Annotated in this window: 15 protein-coding genes and 1 pseudogene; 3 read left to right on the top strand and 13 right to left on the bottom strand. The window is 56.9% G+C overall.

The features are described 5' to 3' along the window. Positions 1–32: 32 nt before the first annotated feature. From QQ992_RS03655 to QQ992_RS03630, 6 genes are all read right to left on the bottom strand, one after another. Positions 33–1,007 (bottom strand): FecR domain-containing protein, encoded by a 975-nt coding sequence (locus tag QQ992_RS03655; RefSeq protein ID WP_286112242.1) that lies wholly within the window; start codon positions 1,005–1,007, stop codon positions 33–35. Continuing rightward, positions 1,004–1,540 carry a sigma-70 family RNA polymerase sigma factor gene (locus QQ992_RS03650; protein WP_104833497.1) on the bottom strand — a complete coding sequence of 179 codons (537 nt, stop codon included), beginning with the start codon at positions 1,538–1,540 and terminating at the stop codon, positions 1,004–1,006. The genes QQ992_RS03655 and QQ992_RS03650 overlap by 4 nt, the downstream gene beginning before the upstream one ends. 141 nt (positions 1,541–1,681) lie before the next feature. Beyond that, positions 1,682–2,611, bottom strand: a complete 930-nt coding sequence (locus QQ992_RS03645) for a malate dehydrogenase (protein WP_286112241.1) — start codon at positions 2,609–2,611, stop codon at positions 1,682–1,684. 93 nt (positions 2,612–2,704) lie between these two features. Then, positions 2,705–3,247 (bottom strand): HPP family protein, encoded by a 543-nt coding sequence (locus QQ992_RS03640; protein ID WP_286112240.1) that lies wholly within the window; start codon positions 3,245–3,247, stop codon positions 2,705–2,707. After that, positions 3,244–4,443, bottom strand: coding sequence for an NAD-dependent formate dehydrogenase (locus tag QQ992_RS03635; RefSeq protein WP_286112239.1), 1,200 nt, complete (start codon positions 4,441–4,443; stop codon positions 3,244–3,246). Before QQ992_RS03635 ends, QQ992_RS03640 begins: the two co-directional genes overlap by 4 nt. A 141-nt stretch (positions 4,444–4,584) precedes the next feature. Then, on the bottom strand, positions 4,585–5,496 hold the full coding sequence (locus QQ992_RS03630; protein WP_286112238.1) for a LysR family transcriptional regulator: 912 nt from the start codon (positions 5,494–5,496) through the stop codon (positions 4,585–4,587). A gap of 136 nt (positions 5,497–5,632) precedes the next feature. Here QQ992_RS03630 and QQ992_RS03625 point away from each other — a divergent pair, with 136 nt between their 5' ends. Together QQ992_RS03625 and QQ992_RS03620 are read left to right on the top strand one after the other, a co-directional pair. Further along, positions 5,633–6,145: a GNAT family N-acetyltransferase gene (locus tag QQ992_RS03625; protein ID WP_286112237.1), complete on the top strand. Its 513-nt coding sequence runs from the start codon at positions 5,633–5,635 to the stop codon at positions 6,143–6,145. Between the two features lie 263 nt (positions 6,146–6,408). Beyond that, positions 6,409–7,794, top strand: coding sequence for a GntP family permease (locus QQ992_RS03620; RefSeq protein WP_105945567.1), 1,386 nt, complete (start codon positions 6,409–6,411; stop codon positions 7,792–7,794). 28 nt (positions 7,795–7,822) lie between these two features. Here the strand turns inward: QQ992_RS03620 and QQ992_RS03615 are convergent, their stop codons facing one another. From QQ992_RS03615 to QQ992_RS03590, 6 genes and pseudogenes are all read right to left on the bottom strand, one after another. Then, positions 7,823–8,320, bottom strand: coding sequence for a hypothetical protein (locus tag QQ992_RS03615; RefSeq protein ID WP_286112236.1), 498 nt, complete (start codon positions 8,318–8,320; stop codon positions 7,823–7,825). A 104-nt stretch (positions 8,321–8,424) separates the two neighbouring features. Continuing rightward, positions 8,425–8,916, bottom strand: coding sequence for a helix-turn-helix domain-containing protein (locus QQ992_RS03610; RefSeq protein ID WP_286112235.1), 492 nt, complete (start codon positions 8,914–8,916; stop codon positions 8,425–8,427). Next, complete coding sequence (locus tag QQ992_RS03605; protein ID WP_286112234.1) at positions 8,913–10,268, bottom strand: type II toxin-antitoxin system HipA family toxin; 1,356 nt, start codon at positions 10,266–10,268, stop codon at positions 8,913–8,915. The genes QQ992_RS03610 and QQ992_RS03605 overlap by 4 nt, the downstream gene beginning before the upstream one ends. Positions 10,269–11,048: 780 nt before the next feature. Further along, on the bottom strand, positions 11,049–12,497 hold the full coding sequence (locus QQ992_RS03600) for a KAP family P-loop NTPase fold protein (RefSeq protein ID WP_286112233.1): 1,449 nt from the start codon (positions 12,495–12,497) through the stop codon (positions 11,049–11,051). 274 nt (positions 12,498–12,771) lie between these two features. Further along, positions 12,772–13,320: a hypothetical protein gene (locus QQ992_RS03595; protein WP_286112232.1), complete on the bottom strand. Its 549-nt coding sequence runs from the start codon at positions 13,318–13,320 to the stop codon at positions 12,772–12,774. Positions 13,321–13,631: 311 nt separating this feature from the next. Then, positions 13,632–13,935: pseudogene (locus QQ992_RS03590) on the bottom strand (integrase domain-containing protein); the annotation flags it as partial. 855 nt (positions 13,936–14,790) lie between these two features. Between QQ992_RS03590 and QQ992_RS03585 the strand changes: the two are divergent. After that, positions 14,791–15,009, top strand: a complete 219-nt coding sequence (locus tag QQ992_RS03585) for a hypothetical protein (protein WP_286112231.1) — start codon at positions 14,791–14,793, stop codon at positions 15,007–15,009. 441 nt (positions 15,010–15,450) lie between these two features. Here QQ992_RS03585 and QQ992_RS03580 read toward each other — a convergent pair whose 3' ends face one another. Next, positions 15,451–16,605, bottom strand: coding sequence for a Fic family protein (locus QQ992_RS03580; protein WP_286112230.1), 1,155 nt, complete (start codon positions 16,603–16,605; stop codon positions 15,451–15,453). Between the last annotated feature and the right edge of the window lie 270 nt (positions 16,606–16,875).

Genomic DNA, 16,875 nt, shown 5'->3' with positions numbered 1-16,875 from the left:
CTCAAAACCAGAAAAAGAATTTTGAAAATTTTTCAGCGTGCTTCGATCGAGACCCACCAAGGCAAGGTGCGCACTACCCGAATGGGCAACGCACGTTCGAGCATGGCCAGGGTGCGGTCGGTGTCCAGCAACGGGAAGGTACCCACGGCGCGCAAGCTGTTCAGCGCAGGGTCGATGCCCAGGTGGCCACGGCGGTAGTCGCGCAGCACATCGACCACCTGGCCCAGCGGCATGTCTTCCGCCACCAGCACGCCACGGCTCCAGTCCTGGCGCAGGGCTTGTGCAGCCGTCGACGCGCCGGCCTGCTGCGCGTCGAACACCAGCATGTGCCCGGCACCCAGCGTGGTTTGCACACCACTGTCGGAACAGGTGGCCTGCACGGCGCCTTCGAACACACTCAAGGTGGTTGTCAGCCCTTGGTCCCGAACGCTGAACCGCGTGCCGAGCGGTTGCATGCGCCCTGCCCGCGTCACGACGGCCAGGGGACGAGGGTCTTTGCCGGTTTCAATCAGGATTTCGCCGCGATACAGGCGCAGTTGCCGTACGTTTTCATCGAACTGCACATCCAGCGCCGTGCCGCCGTTCAGCCACAGCTGGCTGCCATCGGCCAACGTGAGCGGCCGCACCTCGCCCAGGCCGGTGCGGTAGGTAGCAAACCAGGCGCGCGGCGAGTCCACCCAACCCCGCTGCCAGCCGCCCCACCCCAACAACCCCAACAACCCCGACGCACCCGCCACACACAGGCTGCCAAGCACGGCACGGCGCGATTGCTGGCCACGGCGAACGCTGTCGAACACCTGCCGGGCCTGCTCTGCCTGGCCGTCGAGGTTGCCAAAACGCTGGTTGATGTTTTCCACATAGGACCAGGCCAGGCGATGGCGCGCATCTTCGTTCAACCAGGCATGCCATTGTGCGTTGGCGGCGGGGTCGTTCTGCGCTGCGTGCAACCGCGCGAACCAGCCGGCAGCCGCTTGCAGCACGGCATGGTCGAGTGGCGCCCGGCTCATGTCAGCGCGTCGTCCAGGTCCACTTCCAGCAGCAGGCACTGGTACATCGCCTGGGCCAGGTAAGTGTTCACGCTGCGTTCGCTTACACCCAGTTGCTCGGCGATCTCGCGTTGCTTCATGCCCTGTAGCTGCGCCATGAAGAACGCTTCGGCCACCCGCTTGGGCATGCGCTCGAACATCGCCTGCAATTGCTCCAGTGTTTCGAGGATCACCGCCTGGTGCTCAAGCGACGGCACCAGGTGCTCGGGCTGGGCGGCCAACACTTCCAGATAGGCCTGCTCTACCCGCCGCCGCCGCCAGAAGTCCACACAGGCATTGCGCGACATACGCCCGAGGTAGGCGCGCGCGTGCTCCTGGTCATTGAAGGCGCGGGGTTTGGTGAGCAGCCGCACGAACACATCCTGCGCCAGCTCTGCCGCATCATGGGCATTGCCGAGCTTGCGCTGCAGCCACTGGCGGATCCAGCCGTGGTGGGCACGGTAGAGGGTCTCCAGTTCGAGGCCCGGGGCAGGAGCACTGGGAGGGGCATTCATGGGGGACGCCGTTGTGCTAATAGGAATTATTAGCAATGGTAGCTTGGATGAATGGGGGTGGGCAATTGCCGTGGTTGGAGCGCTGAGGGTTTCGAGATCAAGCGCCGTTCACACGGCGCATGATCCAGCAGGCACCCTCGTTCACAACACCTTCATCTCAGCAATATCCCGCGCCACCTGATCGGCAGAATGGTCAAACATCGCCTGCTCCTGCGCATCCAGCGGCAACTCGATCACCCGCGTAAGCCCCGCGTCCGCCAGTACACAAGGCACACCCATGGCAATGTCCTTGCGCCCGTACTCCCCTTCCAGAATCGCCACCGCTGGCAAAATGCGGTTTCGCCCATTGGCGATGGCATCCACCATCTGCGCAATGGCCACGCCTGGTGCATCACAGGCGCTGCCCATCTTTTTCAAGCCCAGAATCTCGCCGCCACCTTTGCGCGTGCGCTCCACAATTTGCTCGATCTGGTCATTGGACAAGAAGTGCGACAGCGGCACCGAGCCTATCTGGCAATAGCGCATCAGCGGCACCATGCTGTCGCCATGCCCGCCCAGCACCAGCGCCGTGATATCCCGTGCAGAGAACCCGGTTGCCTCGGCAATGAAGCACTTCATGCGCGCGGTATCCAGCACCCCCGCCTGCCCGAACACCTTGTCGCGTCCCAGGCCGCTGAGGCTCCAGGCACGATAGGTGAGCACATCGACCGGGTTGGACACCACCAGCACCGTTGCCATCGGCGCATGCTGTTTGATGTCCGCCATGATGCCATCCAGTATCGGCAGGTTGATGCTCAGCACATCCTGGCGCGACTGGCCGGGCTTGCGCGGCACGCCTGCGGTGATGACCACCAGCTCGGAGCCCTCCAGCATGTCGGCCTTGGCCCCGCCGTACACACGGGTGTCGGAGCCGGACTCCACAGCGGCCTGCCACACATCCAGCGCCTTGCCCTGCGCCAGCTCACCCTGCACGTCCATCAACACCAGCTCACGGCACAACTCATCCCGGGCAATGATCTGCGCCGCCGCCTCGCCGACCAGGCCGGCACCTATGATTGAAAGTTTGTTCACCAGACACCTCCCAGCGGCGCGCGCCACCAGGAACACGCCTGCGTATAGAGGAAAGTATTGCCTGCTCGGGCAAAAAGGCCACATCCAGGGTACTCAGTCCCTGGAAATGGCCCCCTTTGCACGCTCCGGCTGCTCGTCACGGCGTGACGCCAGCCAACCCACGATGCGCCAGTACAGCAAGGCAACCACTACTAACAGGCATGCCCCACCCAAGATCGGCACCAACAAGAATGACCACCCAGGCTGGGTCATGAACACGATGACCGGGTTGCCCCCGGCTGGCGGGTGAACGGTGCGCGTGATCACCATGAGCACAGTCGCCAGCGCGCCAGCAAAGGCCATGGCCAACAGGCCAGGCCCAAACACCTGCAAGGATGCCAGCGCCACCAACGAAGTCAGCAAGTGCCCGCCGATTACATTGCGTACACGCGAAAACGGCCCGTCCGGGAAAGCGAACAGCAGCACCCCACTGGCCCCGAAGGAGCCGATCAGCCAGGGCTGGCCGGACTCGATCGTGAGAGCGCCCAGCGTGGCGAGCCCGACGAAGGCACCCAGCCCGGTCCACAACAGGGACAGGGCACGGATGCGCTGGACTGGGCCAGGTACCTGGCCCGTTTTTGCGCTCGGAGGCGTCATTTCTTGAAGCGTGCCGCTTCTTCGGAGCCTTGGGTGGCGTTGCCCGCACTGTACGAATGGGCGCCCACACCCGCCAGCTCACCGCCCTGCACAATCAGGTACTCGTTGCGGATCGGCCGCTTCTCGAAGTAGCACTCCAGGATCTCGCGGGTACCAGCGGCATAACGCGCCTGAGCCGACAGGCTGGTACCGGAGATATGAGGGGTCATACCGTGGTGAGGCATGTGCCGCCACGGGTGATCGGCCGGCGCCGGTTGAGGGAACCACACATCACCGCCATAGCCTGCCAGCTGCCCGCTTTCCAGCGCGGCGGCGATGGCATCACGGTCGCACAACTTGCCACGCGCCGTGTTGATCAGGTACGCCCCGCGCTTGAAGTGCTTGAGCGAGTCCTGGTTGATCATGTGTTCCGTTTCCGGGTGCAGCGGGCAGTTCAGGGTGACCACATCGCAGACCTTGGCCAGGCTTTCAAGGCTGCTGTGGTAGGTCAGGTTGAGTTCCTTCTCCACCGCCTCCGGCAAGCGATGGCGGTCCATGTAATGCAGGTGCACATCGAAGGGTTTCAGCAGGCGCAGTACGCGCAGGCCGATGCGCCCGGCAGCGACCGTACCAATGTGCATGCCTTCCACATCGTAGGAGCGTGCCACGCAGTCAGCGATATTCCAGCCGCCTTTCAGCACCCACTGGTGCGAAGGCAAGTAGTTGCGCACCAGGGCCAGGGTGGTCATCACAACGTGTTCGGCCACGCTGTTACTGTTGCAGTACGTGACTTCGGCCACGGTAATGTTGCGCTCCATCGCAGCTTGCAGGTCGGTGTGGTCCGAGCCGATACCGGCAGTGACGATCATTTTAAGCTTCGGCGCCTTGTCCATCCGTTCGGCGGTCATGTACGCCGGCCAGAACGGCTGGGAAATAACGATTTCGGCGTCGTGCAGCTCACGGTCCAGCACGCTGCCTGCACCGTCCTTGCTGGAGGTAACCACCAATTCGTGGCCGTTGGCTTCAAGGTATTTGCGCAGGCCGAGTTCACCGGAAACGCTGCCCAGCAAGGTACCTGGCTGGAAGTCGATGGCTTTCGGAGTAGGCAGGGTCTGGCCATCCGGGTAACTTTCCAGATGGGGCAGGCCATCGCGAGCATAGGTGTGAGGTTGGCCGGTGACAGGGTCGTCGTACAGTACGCAAACAATCTTCGCCATTGGAGCCTCCTGATGATTGGAATGGGCACGCGCCGCTGGCGGTCGCGCCCCCGGGCAGGTCGTCTGCCTGGCAGGCATCCTCGGTGAGACTGAGGTGGGCAAGCCAATCGCTTGTTCCGATCTATAAATCGGTCAAACCGATCAGCAGTGCAGCAAACCGTCTACCCGGCGTTGCAAGCTCAGCGAGGTGAACAGCGCCACCACCGACTCCAGCAGCAATGGCTGCGGATCGCGGCGCAGCAGCACCAAGCCGATCTCCCGCTGCAGTTGCGGAACGATAGGGATTGCCACAATTTCCCCGCGCATTTCCGCCAGTGCCAGGGCACTGTGGGGCACGACGCTGTAAAGCCCGGAACAGCGCACATGGCCGTACAGCACCATCATCGAGTCTGTCTCTACCCGCGGCGTCACTTGGGCACCAGCCTTGGCGAAGGCCTCATCGATACCTTGGCGGCATTGCATGTTGCGCGTCAGCAGGCACAGCGGCAGGGCCGACACTTCTTGCCAGGTGAGTGTGGTTTTGTTACGGATGCCCGCATCATCCCGGGTAATCAGTACATAACGCTCGGTGAACAACGGGTAGGTGAGAAAGGCCTTCAGCCTGTCGTCGCCCAGATACGTCATGCCCAGATCAAGCTCGAAGTGGGTGATGCCTTTCAAAATGTCCGATGTGGCCAGTGTGTAGACTTCATGGGTGATACGCGGGTAAGTCGCCAGGCACGAGTCGGTCATCAGCGGGACCATCGACAGCACCGTGGGAATCGCCCCCAAACGCAACACACCGGCCGGGTTCAGCTCTTGATGGCCGGCCTCCTGGCGCAAAGCTCCGCAGTCGGCCAGGATACGACGGGCCCATAACAGCACCCTCTCCCCCTCTGCGGTAAACCCTTCGAACCGGCGGCTGCGCTGCACCACGCTGATGCCCAGGTCCAGCTCCAGCGTACGGATCGCCTCGGAAAATGCGGGCTGGGACACGTTGCATTTTTCTGCGGCACGGCCGAAATGCCGCTGTTGCGATAGCGTTACCAGGTAGGTGAGTTGGCGCAAGAGCATCGTTTGGTAGTCCTTTTATTGTTCGAATCGGGGCGATTGCGATTTGTATGGCGCCAGTCGTTATATAGTAAAAAACATAACGATGGATGGACGCCTGTCATCGCGGGCGAATCGACTTGGCACAAGGACTTCCCACATGCAGCTCTCGATCCGGCGGGCAAAACCCGACGACAGCACGGCAATCAGCCAGGTAGCGGCACGCACCTTTGCACTGGCTTGCCCGGTGGACACCCCCGCGTCAGAAATTGACGCCTACATAGCCGGGCAACTGATGCCTGCCAACTTTGAACGAATGAGCCTGGCGCCGAACAAGCGGCTGACAGTCGCCTTGCTGAGCGGGCGGGTGATTGGCTACAGCCTGGTCAGCCATGAGCCTGAAGCGTTGGGTATTGCGGCTGCCGACGGCATCGCGGAGTTGAGCAAGTGCTATGTGCTGCCTGAGTATCACGGCAAGGGGGTGTCCCAGCGCCTGGTGGCTGACATTTTTGCCAACGTCACTGGCCCACTGCGCTTGACTGTGAACGACGGCAATAGCCGGGCCATCGCCTTCTATACCCGCAACGGGTTTGAAGTGATGGGGGAAACGACGTTCCAGTGCGGCGAGGATGTGCACCGGGACTTGGTGATGCTGCGTGTCGATGGGGCATAGGCCTGACAGAGACTCACCCACTAAATTAAACGTGACAGCGTGCTCTTGACAGCGTCCGGTTGCGGCACGAATACTTTGAAGAGATTCATATAGATGACCAAATAACAAGGTGAATCACTTCATGAATGCCCTCTCCAACGAAGCTCACTTGCCCTGCGCGGTACCGCCGTCAGCCGGCCTAAGTTCCAGCCCCCTCTACTTCGCATCATCCGCCTTCAAATCCTGAGTGCCGCCAGAGCACCTGCCCAACCGAGATTCCTTGCATGACTCCTTTAGATATACAGCTATTGCTGACTGCCTTGGTCAGTGTCCTGGTGCTGGTGGCACTCATCGTGTCGCGCCTGAAGATGCACCCCCTCCTGGCCTTGCTGGTGGTGTCCATCGGCGTGGGTTTCGCTACCCACATGGAGCCCGGCAGCATCGTCTCCCACCTGCTCACAGGCGCCGGAAAAACCCTGGGCGCAGTCGGCGTAGTGATCGCACTTGGTGCGATGCTTGGCAAAATCCTGGCTGACGCAGGCGTCACCGAGCAGGTCGCTGATGTGATCCTCAAACGCACACCGGACCGCATGATTCCGTGGGCCATGATGCTGGTTGCCTTTGTCATCGGCATCCCGATGTTTTTCGAAGTGGGCCTGGTGATCATGCTGCCGCTGATTTTCAGCGTGGCACGCAAGCTGGAAGGCAAGGCGCGCTTCAAAGGCTCGGCGTATGTGTACGTCGGTGTGCCGGTGATTTCGGCGTTGGCCGCCATGCACGGCATGGTACCTCCACACCCTGGCCCCTTGACCGCCATCGCCGTGCTCAAGACCTCGGTTGGCCCCACCATGCTCTATGGCTTCCTGGCGGCTATCCCGGCCATGATTCTGGGCGGCCCGCTGTATGGCATGTTCATCTCGAAGCGTATGAGCACGCGGCCTGATCAGGCATTGCTGGACCAGTTCACCCTGACGGAAAAAGCCGACAACCAGCCCCGCCCCGGCGTATTCATCGGCATGCTGGCCGCGCTGCTGCCGGCAATCCTGATGCTGGTGCATGCCGTTGCCGAAATGCTGCTGCCCAAGGGCAATGCGCTGCTGGAAATGGCCAGTTTCCTGGGCAACCCGCTGATCGCCATGCTGCTGGGCGTACTGTTCGCCGGCGCCAGCCTGGTACTGGCGCGTGGCGGCGACGCCGAACAGCTGCGTGATGCGTTGGGCAAAAGCCTCAAGCCCATCGCCTCCATCATCATGATCATCGCCGGCGGCGGCGCCTTCCAGGAGATGCTGACCAGTGCCAAGGTGGGCGATGCCATTGTGCACCTGACCCAGCAATCGGCGTTCCCGCCCTTGATCCTGGGCTGGCTGATCGCGATGTTGCTCTCGGTGTCTACCGGTTCCGCCACGGTGGGTATCGTCGGGGCTGCCGGCTTGCTGGCACCGCTTGCGGGGGCAGACCCTAGCCTCAACCTGCCGTTGCTGGCCTTGTCCATCGGCTGCGGATCGCTGTTCTTCAACTATGCCAACCATGCAGGGTTCTGGATGGTGAAGGAATCGTTCGGCATGACCATGGGTGAGGCTACCAAGACCATCTCGGTGGTGCAGTCCATCGTGGCTTTGGTCGGGTTGATGGTGGTGTTGGTGTTGAATGCGGCGATTACAGTGAGCTGAGCCGGACTCAAAAAGCTTGGCCGCCGTGTTACTGCGGCGGCATCTTCCGGTAGCTACCGAAGGTATCGGCACAAGGCGCCAACCACTGGCGGAGGTTGGCATTCTGCGCCAGCACCTCGGGGTCCAGCAGGCGTGCGCCGAAATTGGCATGGCGCAGAAAGCGCACATCCAGGCATTGCTCCAGTTGCCCGGCCAGCAGCGGGAAATCCATGAGGCTGTGCAACCGTGGCCACTTGATCAGCTTGCGATACCGCAGTTGCTGGGATACGACCCGCAGGTCGTCGTTGGCGCGCCACTGGATGTCGAACAGCTTGTCGTGGCGCGACAGGTGGACCCACCAGTTACCGCTGGCAGTCAAGGACAGGTCGAGTTTCAAGCTGTCCGGCCGTAACTGGTTGCGCTTGTAAAACCAGTGCTCGGGAGGCTCGGTGGTGACGTCGATGGAGCAGACGCTGTGGGATACCGCGTCGATCCCGAATGTGGCGAACCACTCGGCGATTTCCGGTTTGACGGGGTGGTTGAACATGCGTGGCCTCCTGCTGAGAAATATCCGTTGGGGCGGAAGCTTAAATGCCGGGCTTGGCCAGGTGATGCTGCTTGATCACATGCCGTGAAGTGCGAGCATCAATCTCACTGTTCCTGAGTGCTTTTCCGTGCGCGTGGCGATGCCGGCCTCGACACTTCCTTCTTCGCTTTGGCTGCCGCAGGGCTTTTCCCTCGTTTCGGTCCGGCCACCACGTAAGAGCTGGCCGGCTGCAAAAGATTCGCCACCGGCCGCGCGGCCACAGCGATTGGCCCACCCGCCTTCAACTGGCCGACATTGTTGCCAGCGACCGTTGCAGTGGGATTATCTTTGGCAGTCATCACCATACCCATCCGAATGCCAAAGAGACGCAGCACGGCCTCCAAAGTGCTGAGCTTCGGATTCGACTTCCCGCTCTCCAGTTCGTACAGGCTTTTCGTAGAGATCTTGCACATGGCCGCGAAGGTCTCTTGGTCAAGCCCGGTCACTTCGAGCCGCAGACGGCGAATGGATGCCCCAATTGGATCGAGCCCCGCCGCGTTGCGCTTGACGATTTCCTCTACGAGCTGAGCGCGCTCTTCAGGCTGTAGTTTTTTCATCGCAGTCCCCACTCCACGAGTCGCTTGTCCAGGTTATTCACGGGTAGAGAGGCTGCATTGCGCATCGATTCAGGAACATCGATCAGCAGATCGGGCAACGCCCTGAATTCCTCAGCCGCATTCATCAACCGTTGCAGCAGAACATCGGGATCCGTGTAACCAATAAGCTCAGCACAGTTGTCGCGCCAATTAGAAGACCCCTTGCGCTCCGCAGCCCACTTCGTCGTCCGCGTAATACCCTCTTCATCCAGGATCATTGGCGCGAGGTCATAGATTGGGGCCAAACGAAACCTCCCACCCACACGAATGATGGAGGTGTTGCGACCGTGGTTATCGGTGTTCCCTAGAATGCGGTTCAGCAGATCGCGTCGCACGTACTCGAACACCAGGTCGTCCACCTCATCCTGCTGGCCGTTATCGACCCATAGACTTACCAGTCGGTGAACCACTTCGACGTGCGCCATCGGGTGCGCGTAGCCGGTAATGCCGCAGATCGAGTACACCGACTCCAGCGGTATCCGCTCCACCACGCCATCTGCTACTTGGCGATCAAATCGTGGCATCCAGAGGCTTGGCTTCACTGCCTCTTCAAGCGCCAGACCATCAGTGGGAACCGTATCAAGGCCGAGGGCAGCAACCGCCTTGTAGTAATGAAACTCTGTTCGCAGGATGTCTTTGTCGCGCTCGCTGCCTCGATTACGCGCGAACTTGATCAGCCAGTGACGGCACGCCTGGTCATCGGGAAGCATCGCATCAGCGTAAAGAGCACCGTCGTGGGCCTCGGTCATGACCAGCTTGGGGGCTTGCCCGTTGGCACCGGTAGCGCCGCCCAATGCCGCGCCGGTTTCGTAGGCGTACTCAAGAAACTCGTTCGTCCTGTTCACGACCTCAGCATGCGCGAAAGCCTCACTCCGGTCCGGTTGAAGGCCTTCCACCGACTCTTTGATACGCAGATGCCCAATAGGGGCCGGCGTGAAGCGTTCTAGCAGGTACAGCTCCATTTCCACGCCTTCGGGCTTGAGACGCCCGTAGCGGGATTCAAGAGAGTCCCTGGCAGCACCAGAGGGAATGATGTCGTAGAGGAATGCTGGATACCCTTTGACGTCATGGTGGTCCCAGTTCAACGGAAGGTTAACGCTTAGGGCTTGTTCGCATCGATCTTCCATACGATCAAAGTTCGCGATGATGTAGTCGTTGTCGTATGCGACAAGGCACCGCCCATCAGCAACACGCTCGGGGTTCTCAACCGTGAGCGTCGCTGCATCGCGCCATGCACCCTCTGAGAAAGCTTGGATCGTGAGTCTGAGCGGCATCGCCACACCACTAATCAGCAGTTTAATGCTGATTAGCATAGTGCACACGGCAGAAACCGGCAATATTATGCTGATTAAGATCGTCAACAAGGGAAAAACCAGCACTACGCTGCCGATTATGCATTCACAGCAATTTAGGCTCACACAGAGGACGAAGCCTGGAATTGATAACCTTGATAACTACCTTGAAAACGCACCATTCAGTAAAGCAGACGCCGTGGGTAGAGGACTCTTACCTCCAAGTCACCAGCGAGGCCACCACAGCCAAGCTGGTTGCGCTAGCGCAACGCGCCATGCCTGGCGCACAACAAAAAAGCTTGCATCGCTGCAAGCCTTTATGTGTGGTGCGGAGACAGACAGACGGTTCTTGGGCGTGAGGGGCCGGTTTTCGCGGGTCTGGAATTTGGTAGATTTTTTGATTTACCTCATAGGGTATCTATAAACAAATCAGCTAGTTGTGGCTTTCGGTGGAATCGAATCGGGGATTGTGGAGGCTCAGGCGGGGTGCTCCGGCCATGGTTTTAGTGAAGAGATCGGCCACAGTCCAGGCCTCCTCCGAGAGGTCGGAACACTTTTCCATCATAGTTTTTCCATAAATGGCTAAAAAACCTACAAAAATTTAGCTTACGAAGGCACTGATTGAGTTTCCTGGAGTTTCGTACAGAGCTCAAGGAAACTCATAAAATATTTGGAGCTGAGTACTACTTGCAGCTTCTAGGGTACAAATAACATCCTTAGCAAGCTTCAATTCTAAAACAAACCACACATAGAGCTCAGTTGCTAAGGATTGGGCGCGCCCTTGTTGCCCACATGAAATAATTATGAAAAATTAATTTCTCCTGCTAGCTCAATGCGCTTAAAAGCCAGCTCATTAAGGCCTCTTCTACTTCTAAACTCACGATCTTCAGTAGCGACCTCTATCACCACTGTGACCGCTCTTTGCAACCCTGATCGAAGTTGGGAGACGCCAGCCGTTTCCGACAGCAGCTTTGACCATTTCATCCATGGCGCGAGGACCCGTTCCATGTTATTTTCAGAATAAGGGTCTCTAGCAGCACCTATTAGACAACCAAACATTACAGCGATGCGATGCTCCAACTCGCCCTCACCAATACGGTTCCCTGACAAAAACTCAATTACATCATTAGCGTAAAGTGCATCTTTTGAATACCGAGTGTAAAGCTGCGGGTTCTCTTGCCTCAACACCAACAAAGGCACAATAATTGATTCGTCAAGATAATGATTATGAGGAATACTGCGAAAAATAAGCTTCAGCCTGCCAATCAGCTGGTTGATGTCGCGCGGAGTGTAGTCAAATCGAAGCGCGAGATATGCCATAAGTTCAGTTATGTGTTCAAGACCATAACGACCTTCTTTTCGCGCTTTAAAATAGTCTGAAATCTCTGGCTCGGCCAGCCTTGCGGAAATGTATTCCTTGATAGATGGCGTACGAAGTAAATAATCTATGTCAATGAATCTTTTAAGGTACTGAGTGCCATTGAACGATGTGCCGTAGACACCCTGGATGCTTTTACCCAGTTGATCTCTATTCATCGCAAGTATAAAAATTATCCGCTCAAGATCAAAAAGGTGCTTAACTCGCTCCAGCATCTCAATTGCATAAGTAGGCCGACACCTATCTAGCTCATCAATAAATATCACTAGATTATTTTGGTCTCCTGGCAGAGCTTCTAGTGCTAAGGACAATTGGTTTTTGAATTGCTCTAACGACTTCTGCTTCACATTGAAGCTTTCTACGATATCGCCGACCGCACCTCCGACTACATCACTGGCCAGCTTCTCTAGCTCTTTGTCTATGTCTAACATGCCAAACGATGCCGCTTTGGCAGCAGCGACCGCAGAAGATTTAAGTATACCAGGAACAAATTTTTTTGCCTTTTTCCAAGCTGCTTGCGCTTTAGACTCTTCGTTCTCAACAGCTATCCACTTATCAAATGTCGATATCAGCGGAAGCAGTGGATCGTCTGCAAAATCATTTTCCCAAGCGTTCAAGTATAGGCTTTTGATTTCAAGTGTTCGCAAATACTGCGACCACAACTTGAGGAACGTTGTTTTTCCTGCGCCCCACGGCGCATCCAAACAAATTACAAGCGGTGCTTGCGCATTAATTAGCAGCGGAGTTAAGTTCTCGATCTCCGTCCGCCTTGAAAGCTTGTCTTCACTGCAGGGCCACTCGTTGCCTTCAATGTGTATTTCTTTGCATCTTGCTGAGAATTTTTGTTTTGCGTCGCCGCTGGCATTTTCCATGTTGAACTCCTTGTATATGCGAGATTACAAATTACTTATCGGGCCTTGTAATACTTACGAGTATAGCTGCTCAGTGTAGATGTCAGAGAATTTCAGAGGATAGATTGCCCAACTGAAAAACCCACTTCTCTAGAAGCAAAGATGCTGCGCGCAAGGCTAACTTGGGAGAAAAAGAGGACTGACTTATTTTTCATAGGCATACATCAAAAAAAAGAATGTATCCCCTGGAGCCGTAAGATTCCTGAAAAATCCAGAGCCAATCTCTCAGTGCCAATCACCAATTCCTCCAAAACAGGAAGCGCCTTCTATTACTTGATTTTTTCATCCCTAAGTCTCGGCGAATGTCTTGCCAGGCCAACTCAAGCACTTCACCAGCTTGCGAGTTTAACTTATTAATAAGAGCACCTAGCTCAGTTCGCCCGGACTTTAGTTCTCGCACGATTTCTTCCATCGTGCGCGTCAGCTGTTTTGAGGACTCTTTCCTGCTATCCAACATGAGCTCGATAACGCTTTGAATGTAGATCAACTCGCTGAAAATTTCGTCTGAAATGTCTTTCAGCAAGTAGTCCTCATCGCTCTCAAGCTTGTAGTGAATCAAAACGATTTTAGAAGAAAATTCCGCGATTTTTGCCCTGAGGCTACTTTGCCATTCGTGCCTAAAGTTTGCGGCCGAAGACTTAATCTGACTTTGCTGCGACTGCTTGGCAAACCAGGCAATGGCAAGCCCTACTACAAGAGATGCGGTTACTGCCGGCCAATCAGTATCATTCTCTACTTTTACGGTGTAGACCTTTTTATCAGAAATTTCCAGTGTAGCTTGCATGGCCGCGTCGGCCTTAGCAGTTGCAGGAAGCAGTTGACCTATATTGATACTAATACTGCGATCATCACTTACATTTTGCGAGTGGCTTTCTGGTTCAGGCGGGCACGCTGGTGCTGACGCCGCTCTGAATGTAGGTTTATGGGGAATTGGGCAGTCCATGATCTAGCTTGGGAGTCCTTTGAGGGCGGCTACGGATACGAGATTTCATCGAAATGGTTTCAGCTTAGCCATTTCGTAGCAAGTTATATTACGTTAATAACATCGGCCAAAAAATATCATCTGTTCTAACCCTCAAAAGATTCCCCACATCATCCGCGAAACGCCGCCAGGGTCCTGTTAACGCTGGATAGCCGGTTTTGTGCGGTGCTGACGGCCAAGTCACCGCACCCAACCTCGCCGCGCAGATACGCAGTAATCAATCTGCCGCGCATCATTGATACCAGGTCCCTGTATAGAGCGGCACCACTTCACGAATGCCTGCCATCGATCGCAGTGCGCTTTGACCGTGCCGTAATGACCACCGCCGAACATATCGTTCAGCTCCTGCCGTCCTGCATAGCTCAATTGCCTGCCGTAGCCAAAATTACGGCCATCGCGTCTACCCACCAATGCCATATGAGCCACCTCATCTTCAGCTCTCCAGTCCTCGCCCCACGTCATCCCGCCAAGAATGCTGAGTGTTATCAGGGATCAAGGTCCCTGCGACCTGTGGGGAATGTCCACTACGCGGGACTGGCGGCTCCTTACAACCGGGAGCAAGGTCATCTCATGATCTGGCCTCCTGAGCACCGTTGCCGGTGGGCGGGTGGAGGCAGCACTGGCTGACGAGACCAGCGCCTGAAGATCCTGAGCCATGTGCAAGCAGCAATGCGATGACCGGGGCATGCCTGACTGTCAGTCAGGTGCAGTCCATTCCTTGGTCTGCAGCACCATCATCTACATGCCTGTTGCTGGTGACATCGGCGTTTGTCACGCCGATTGTCACGAGGGGAATGCCGCAAAGCCATGTGCGATCAGGGCTGCAGCAGTGGTAGAAGTGCCCGTCTCTTTCCACAGAAAGAGACGGGCACAGGTTGGCGCAATAGTCGGCCAAGCGGATGGGTTGCTGCAGGGCAGCGAAGTACGGTGTATCTGGCGCACGAGCGCTATGTGTGTAAGAGCATCCATCACATGGGTAGTGACCGGGCGAGCTGCCGGATGCGAATCGCCATTGGGGAGAACCACCGCGGGATCGTCGTATCCTTATTAGGTACGAGCCACCTGGGGCGCTCTATCCGATAGCACTTGCACAGCCAACTCGCCCCTGTGGATAACCCCGATAAGGGACAACAATTCACGATTCATAAGACTTACGGATCAGTTATCCACTGATGGCGCGGTGGCTTCCTCCGCCTCTCGATGAAGGCCATGTGATAGCATTCCCAGCGCCCCAGGAGGGGTAATCACCCACACGAGCAAGGAACAAGCCCTGTGAAAGACTTCGTCATCAGCGTCAACAACACCGTCCTCTACGTTTCCCTGGCCGTGATCTGGCTTTTCGCTTTCATCGCCATGTTCACCAGCGGCTTCCTGCCAGCCCTGGGAATTTTCGTAGTAGGTAGCTTGAGTTGGTGCATCGTTTCGGGCTTCTGGTTTGTCCAGTCGGCCACCTATGAAGAACTGCGCAAACTCAACGCGAACAAGGGCTGAGGTATCAGGGTGATGCCGAATAGGCGTCGCCTTGCTTTGAGATTTTGGCTATGCAAGATGCGCTCATAGTCACGGCGAAACAGCATGCTAATGAAATGGCACGGGCCTCGGCCGTTAGGGGTCAAGCTCAATGGCGGCCAATCAAGCCATTTGGGGCTGCTGCGCAGCCCATCGCCGGACCCACAGGGGCCGCGCAATGCTGAAGATCTGCACAGCCCATACTTTTTGCCGGCAAGGGGCAGCAAAGTCTCAATGGCTTAACTGACTGGCAGCAGGGTTCACCGGCGAAGCCGGTGTCGTGTACCGCGTAATATTCTTCGCGGGTGAACCCGCTCCCACAGGGTATGTGTTGAAGCGAGGAAACGCGGCCGCTGCTCGGCAACGTATGGCTAGGCTTGGCGGTAACTTTTGCCAAGTACAGCTTTGACTGACCTTACCTGGTTACGGCTTATCAAGCGGCTCAGGAATGAAGCCCTGCTCTCTCAACGCCTTGATCACACCGCGTATCAGGTAGTTGCTGGAGAAGCCGATCGTGTACTGCCTTGAACCCGTGCTAACCGGCAAAAGCATGCCTTGCTCCACCAGTTTCTTGATCTGATAGGTCCGCTGACCAGCCGTCAGCTTGGGCAGCGCCACAGCAATGTCGGCAGACTTCACAACCTTCAATTTGATCACCAACGCCAAAATCTGCTCTTCAGCCTCTGTAATCCATTCCCGGCTGCGCGCAAAGCCAACCGCAGGCGACAGAATGCTTTCCGTGAGATAGGCGTAGTTGGTGAGCTTGTCCACCTTCTCAAGCTCGTCTCGAATGCCCTCCAGCACGTACACGCACCACGCTTCCAACCCTGCTGTGGTGCCGGTATCAGCCACCCCGAGCATGGCGTAGTAATTCTCTCGATCATTACAGAATACCGCCGTAGGGTTCAGTACCCTTCCGCCCACATTCACGTTGAAGCCGTACTTCATCAGCAGCGCATAGGTGAGCAGCCTCACCACCCGCCCATTGCCATTCCCGAATGGGTGTATCCAGCCGAAACGATGGTGAGCCAAGGCGACTTTCATCAACGCGTACTTGGGCGAATCGTCGCGGTTGATGAAGCTGACCAGCTCCTGCATGTACTGAGGCACAAGCAGGGCGTCTGGTGGGGAATGATCGGATTGGGAAATCCTCACGGGCCCTTCGCGGTAGGCTCCAGGAGTCTTGTCCCCTTCGCGGCGCAAACCGAGTACGGTCAAGGCATGCAGCTCTCTAATCGTATGCTCTGTCAGATCTACACCTGGCTGTATCACCTCTTCGATGTAGTCCATCGCCTTCTCGATGTTGGCCACCTCAAGCAACTGGTCTGTGCTTTCAGCCTTCCCTTCGACCTTGCTATCGATGTAGTCCGCCAGGGTGGTGTGGTTACCCTCGATTCGCGCAGACCCCAAGCTCTCCAGGGTATGGAACAAACCCTTGAGCTGGAAGAAAACCGGCGCTGGCGTGTCACCCTCCAGCCTCAACCTGCGCAGGAACTCAAGCTCGCTCAGTACATCGACCAAAGGCGAGTCGAAAGACGGGTTCAGCAGTCGAAGGTCGTGATGAGAAAATGTGGCCATCTAAAAATTATCTCTAATCGACAAACGCACTATCTCTAAAAATTCTGCAAAACACCCCGTAATTATTGGGCGAAAGGCATTTAGCAGCTAAGCACTATCTCAAAAATCGTGCAACCCTAAGTGGAAATTCGCTCACGACCAAGTCGAAAAAGGCCACGGAAAGGGTTTGGCTGGAAGGCGTCACTGCGAATGAAACAGAAACAAAAGTGCCCGCACGAGGCGGGCATTTTTGGGAAGGGTACATGCAAGCAAAGCTGCATCAAACTTGCT

It is taken from the genome of Pseudomonas kurunegalensis, from assembly GCF_030291635.1.
GTDB lineage: Bacteria > Pseudomonadota > Gammaproteobacteria > Pseudomonadales > Pseudomonadaceae > Aquipseudomonas > Aquipseudomonas monteilii.
This window is presented reverse-complemented; position numbering and strand designations above follow the sequence as displayed.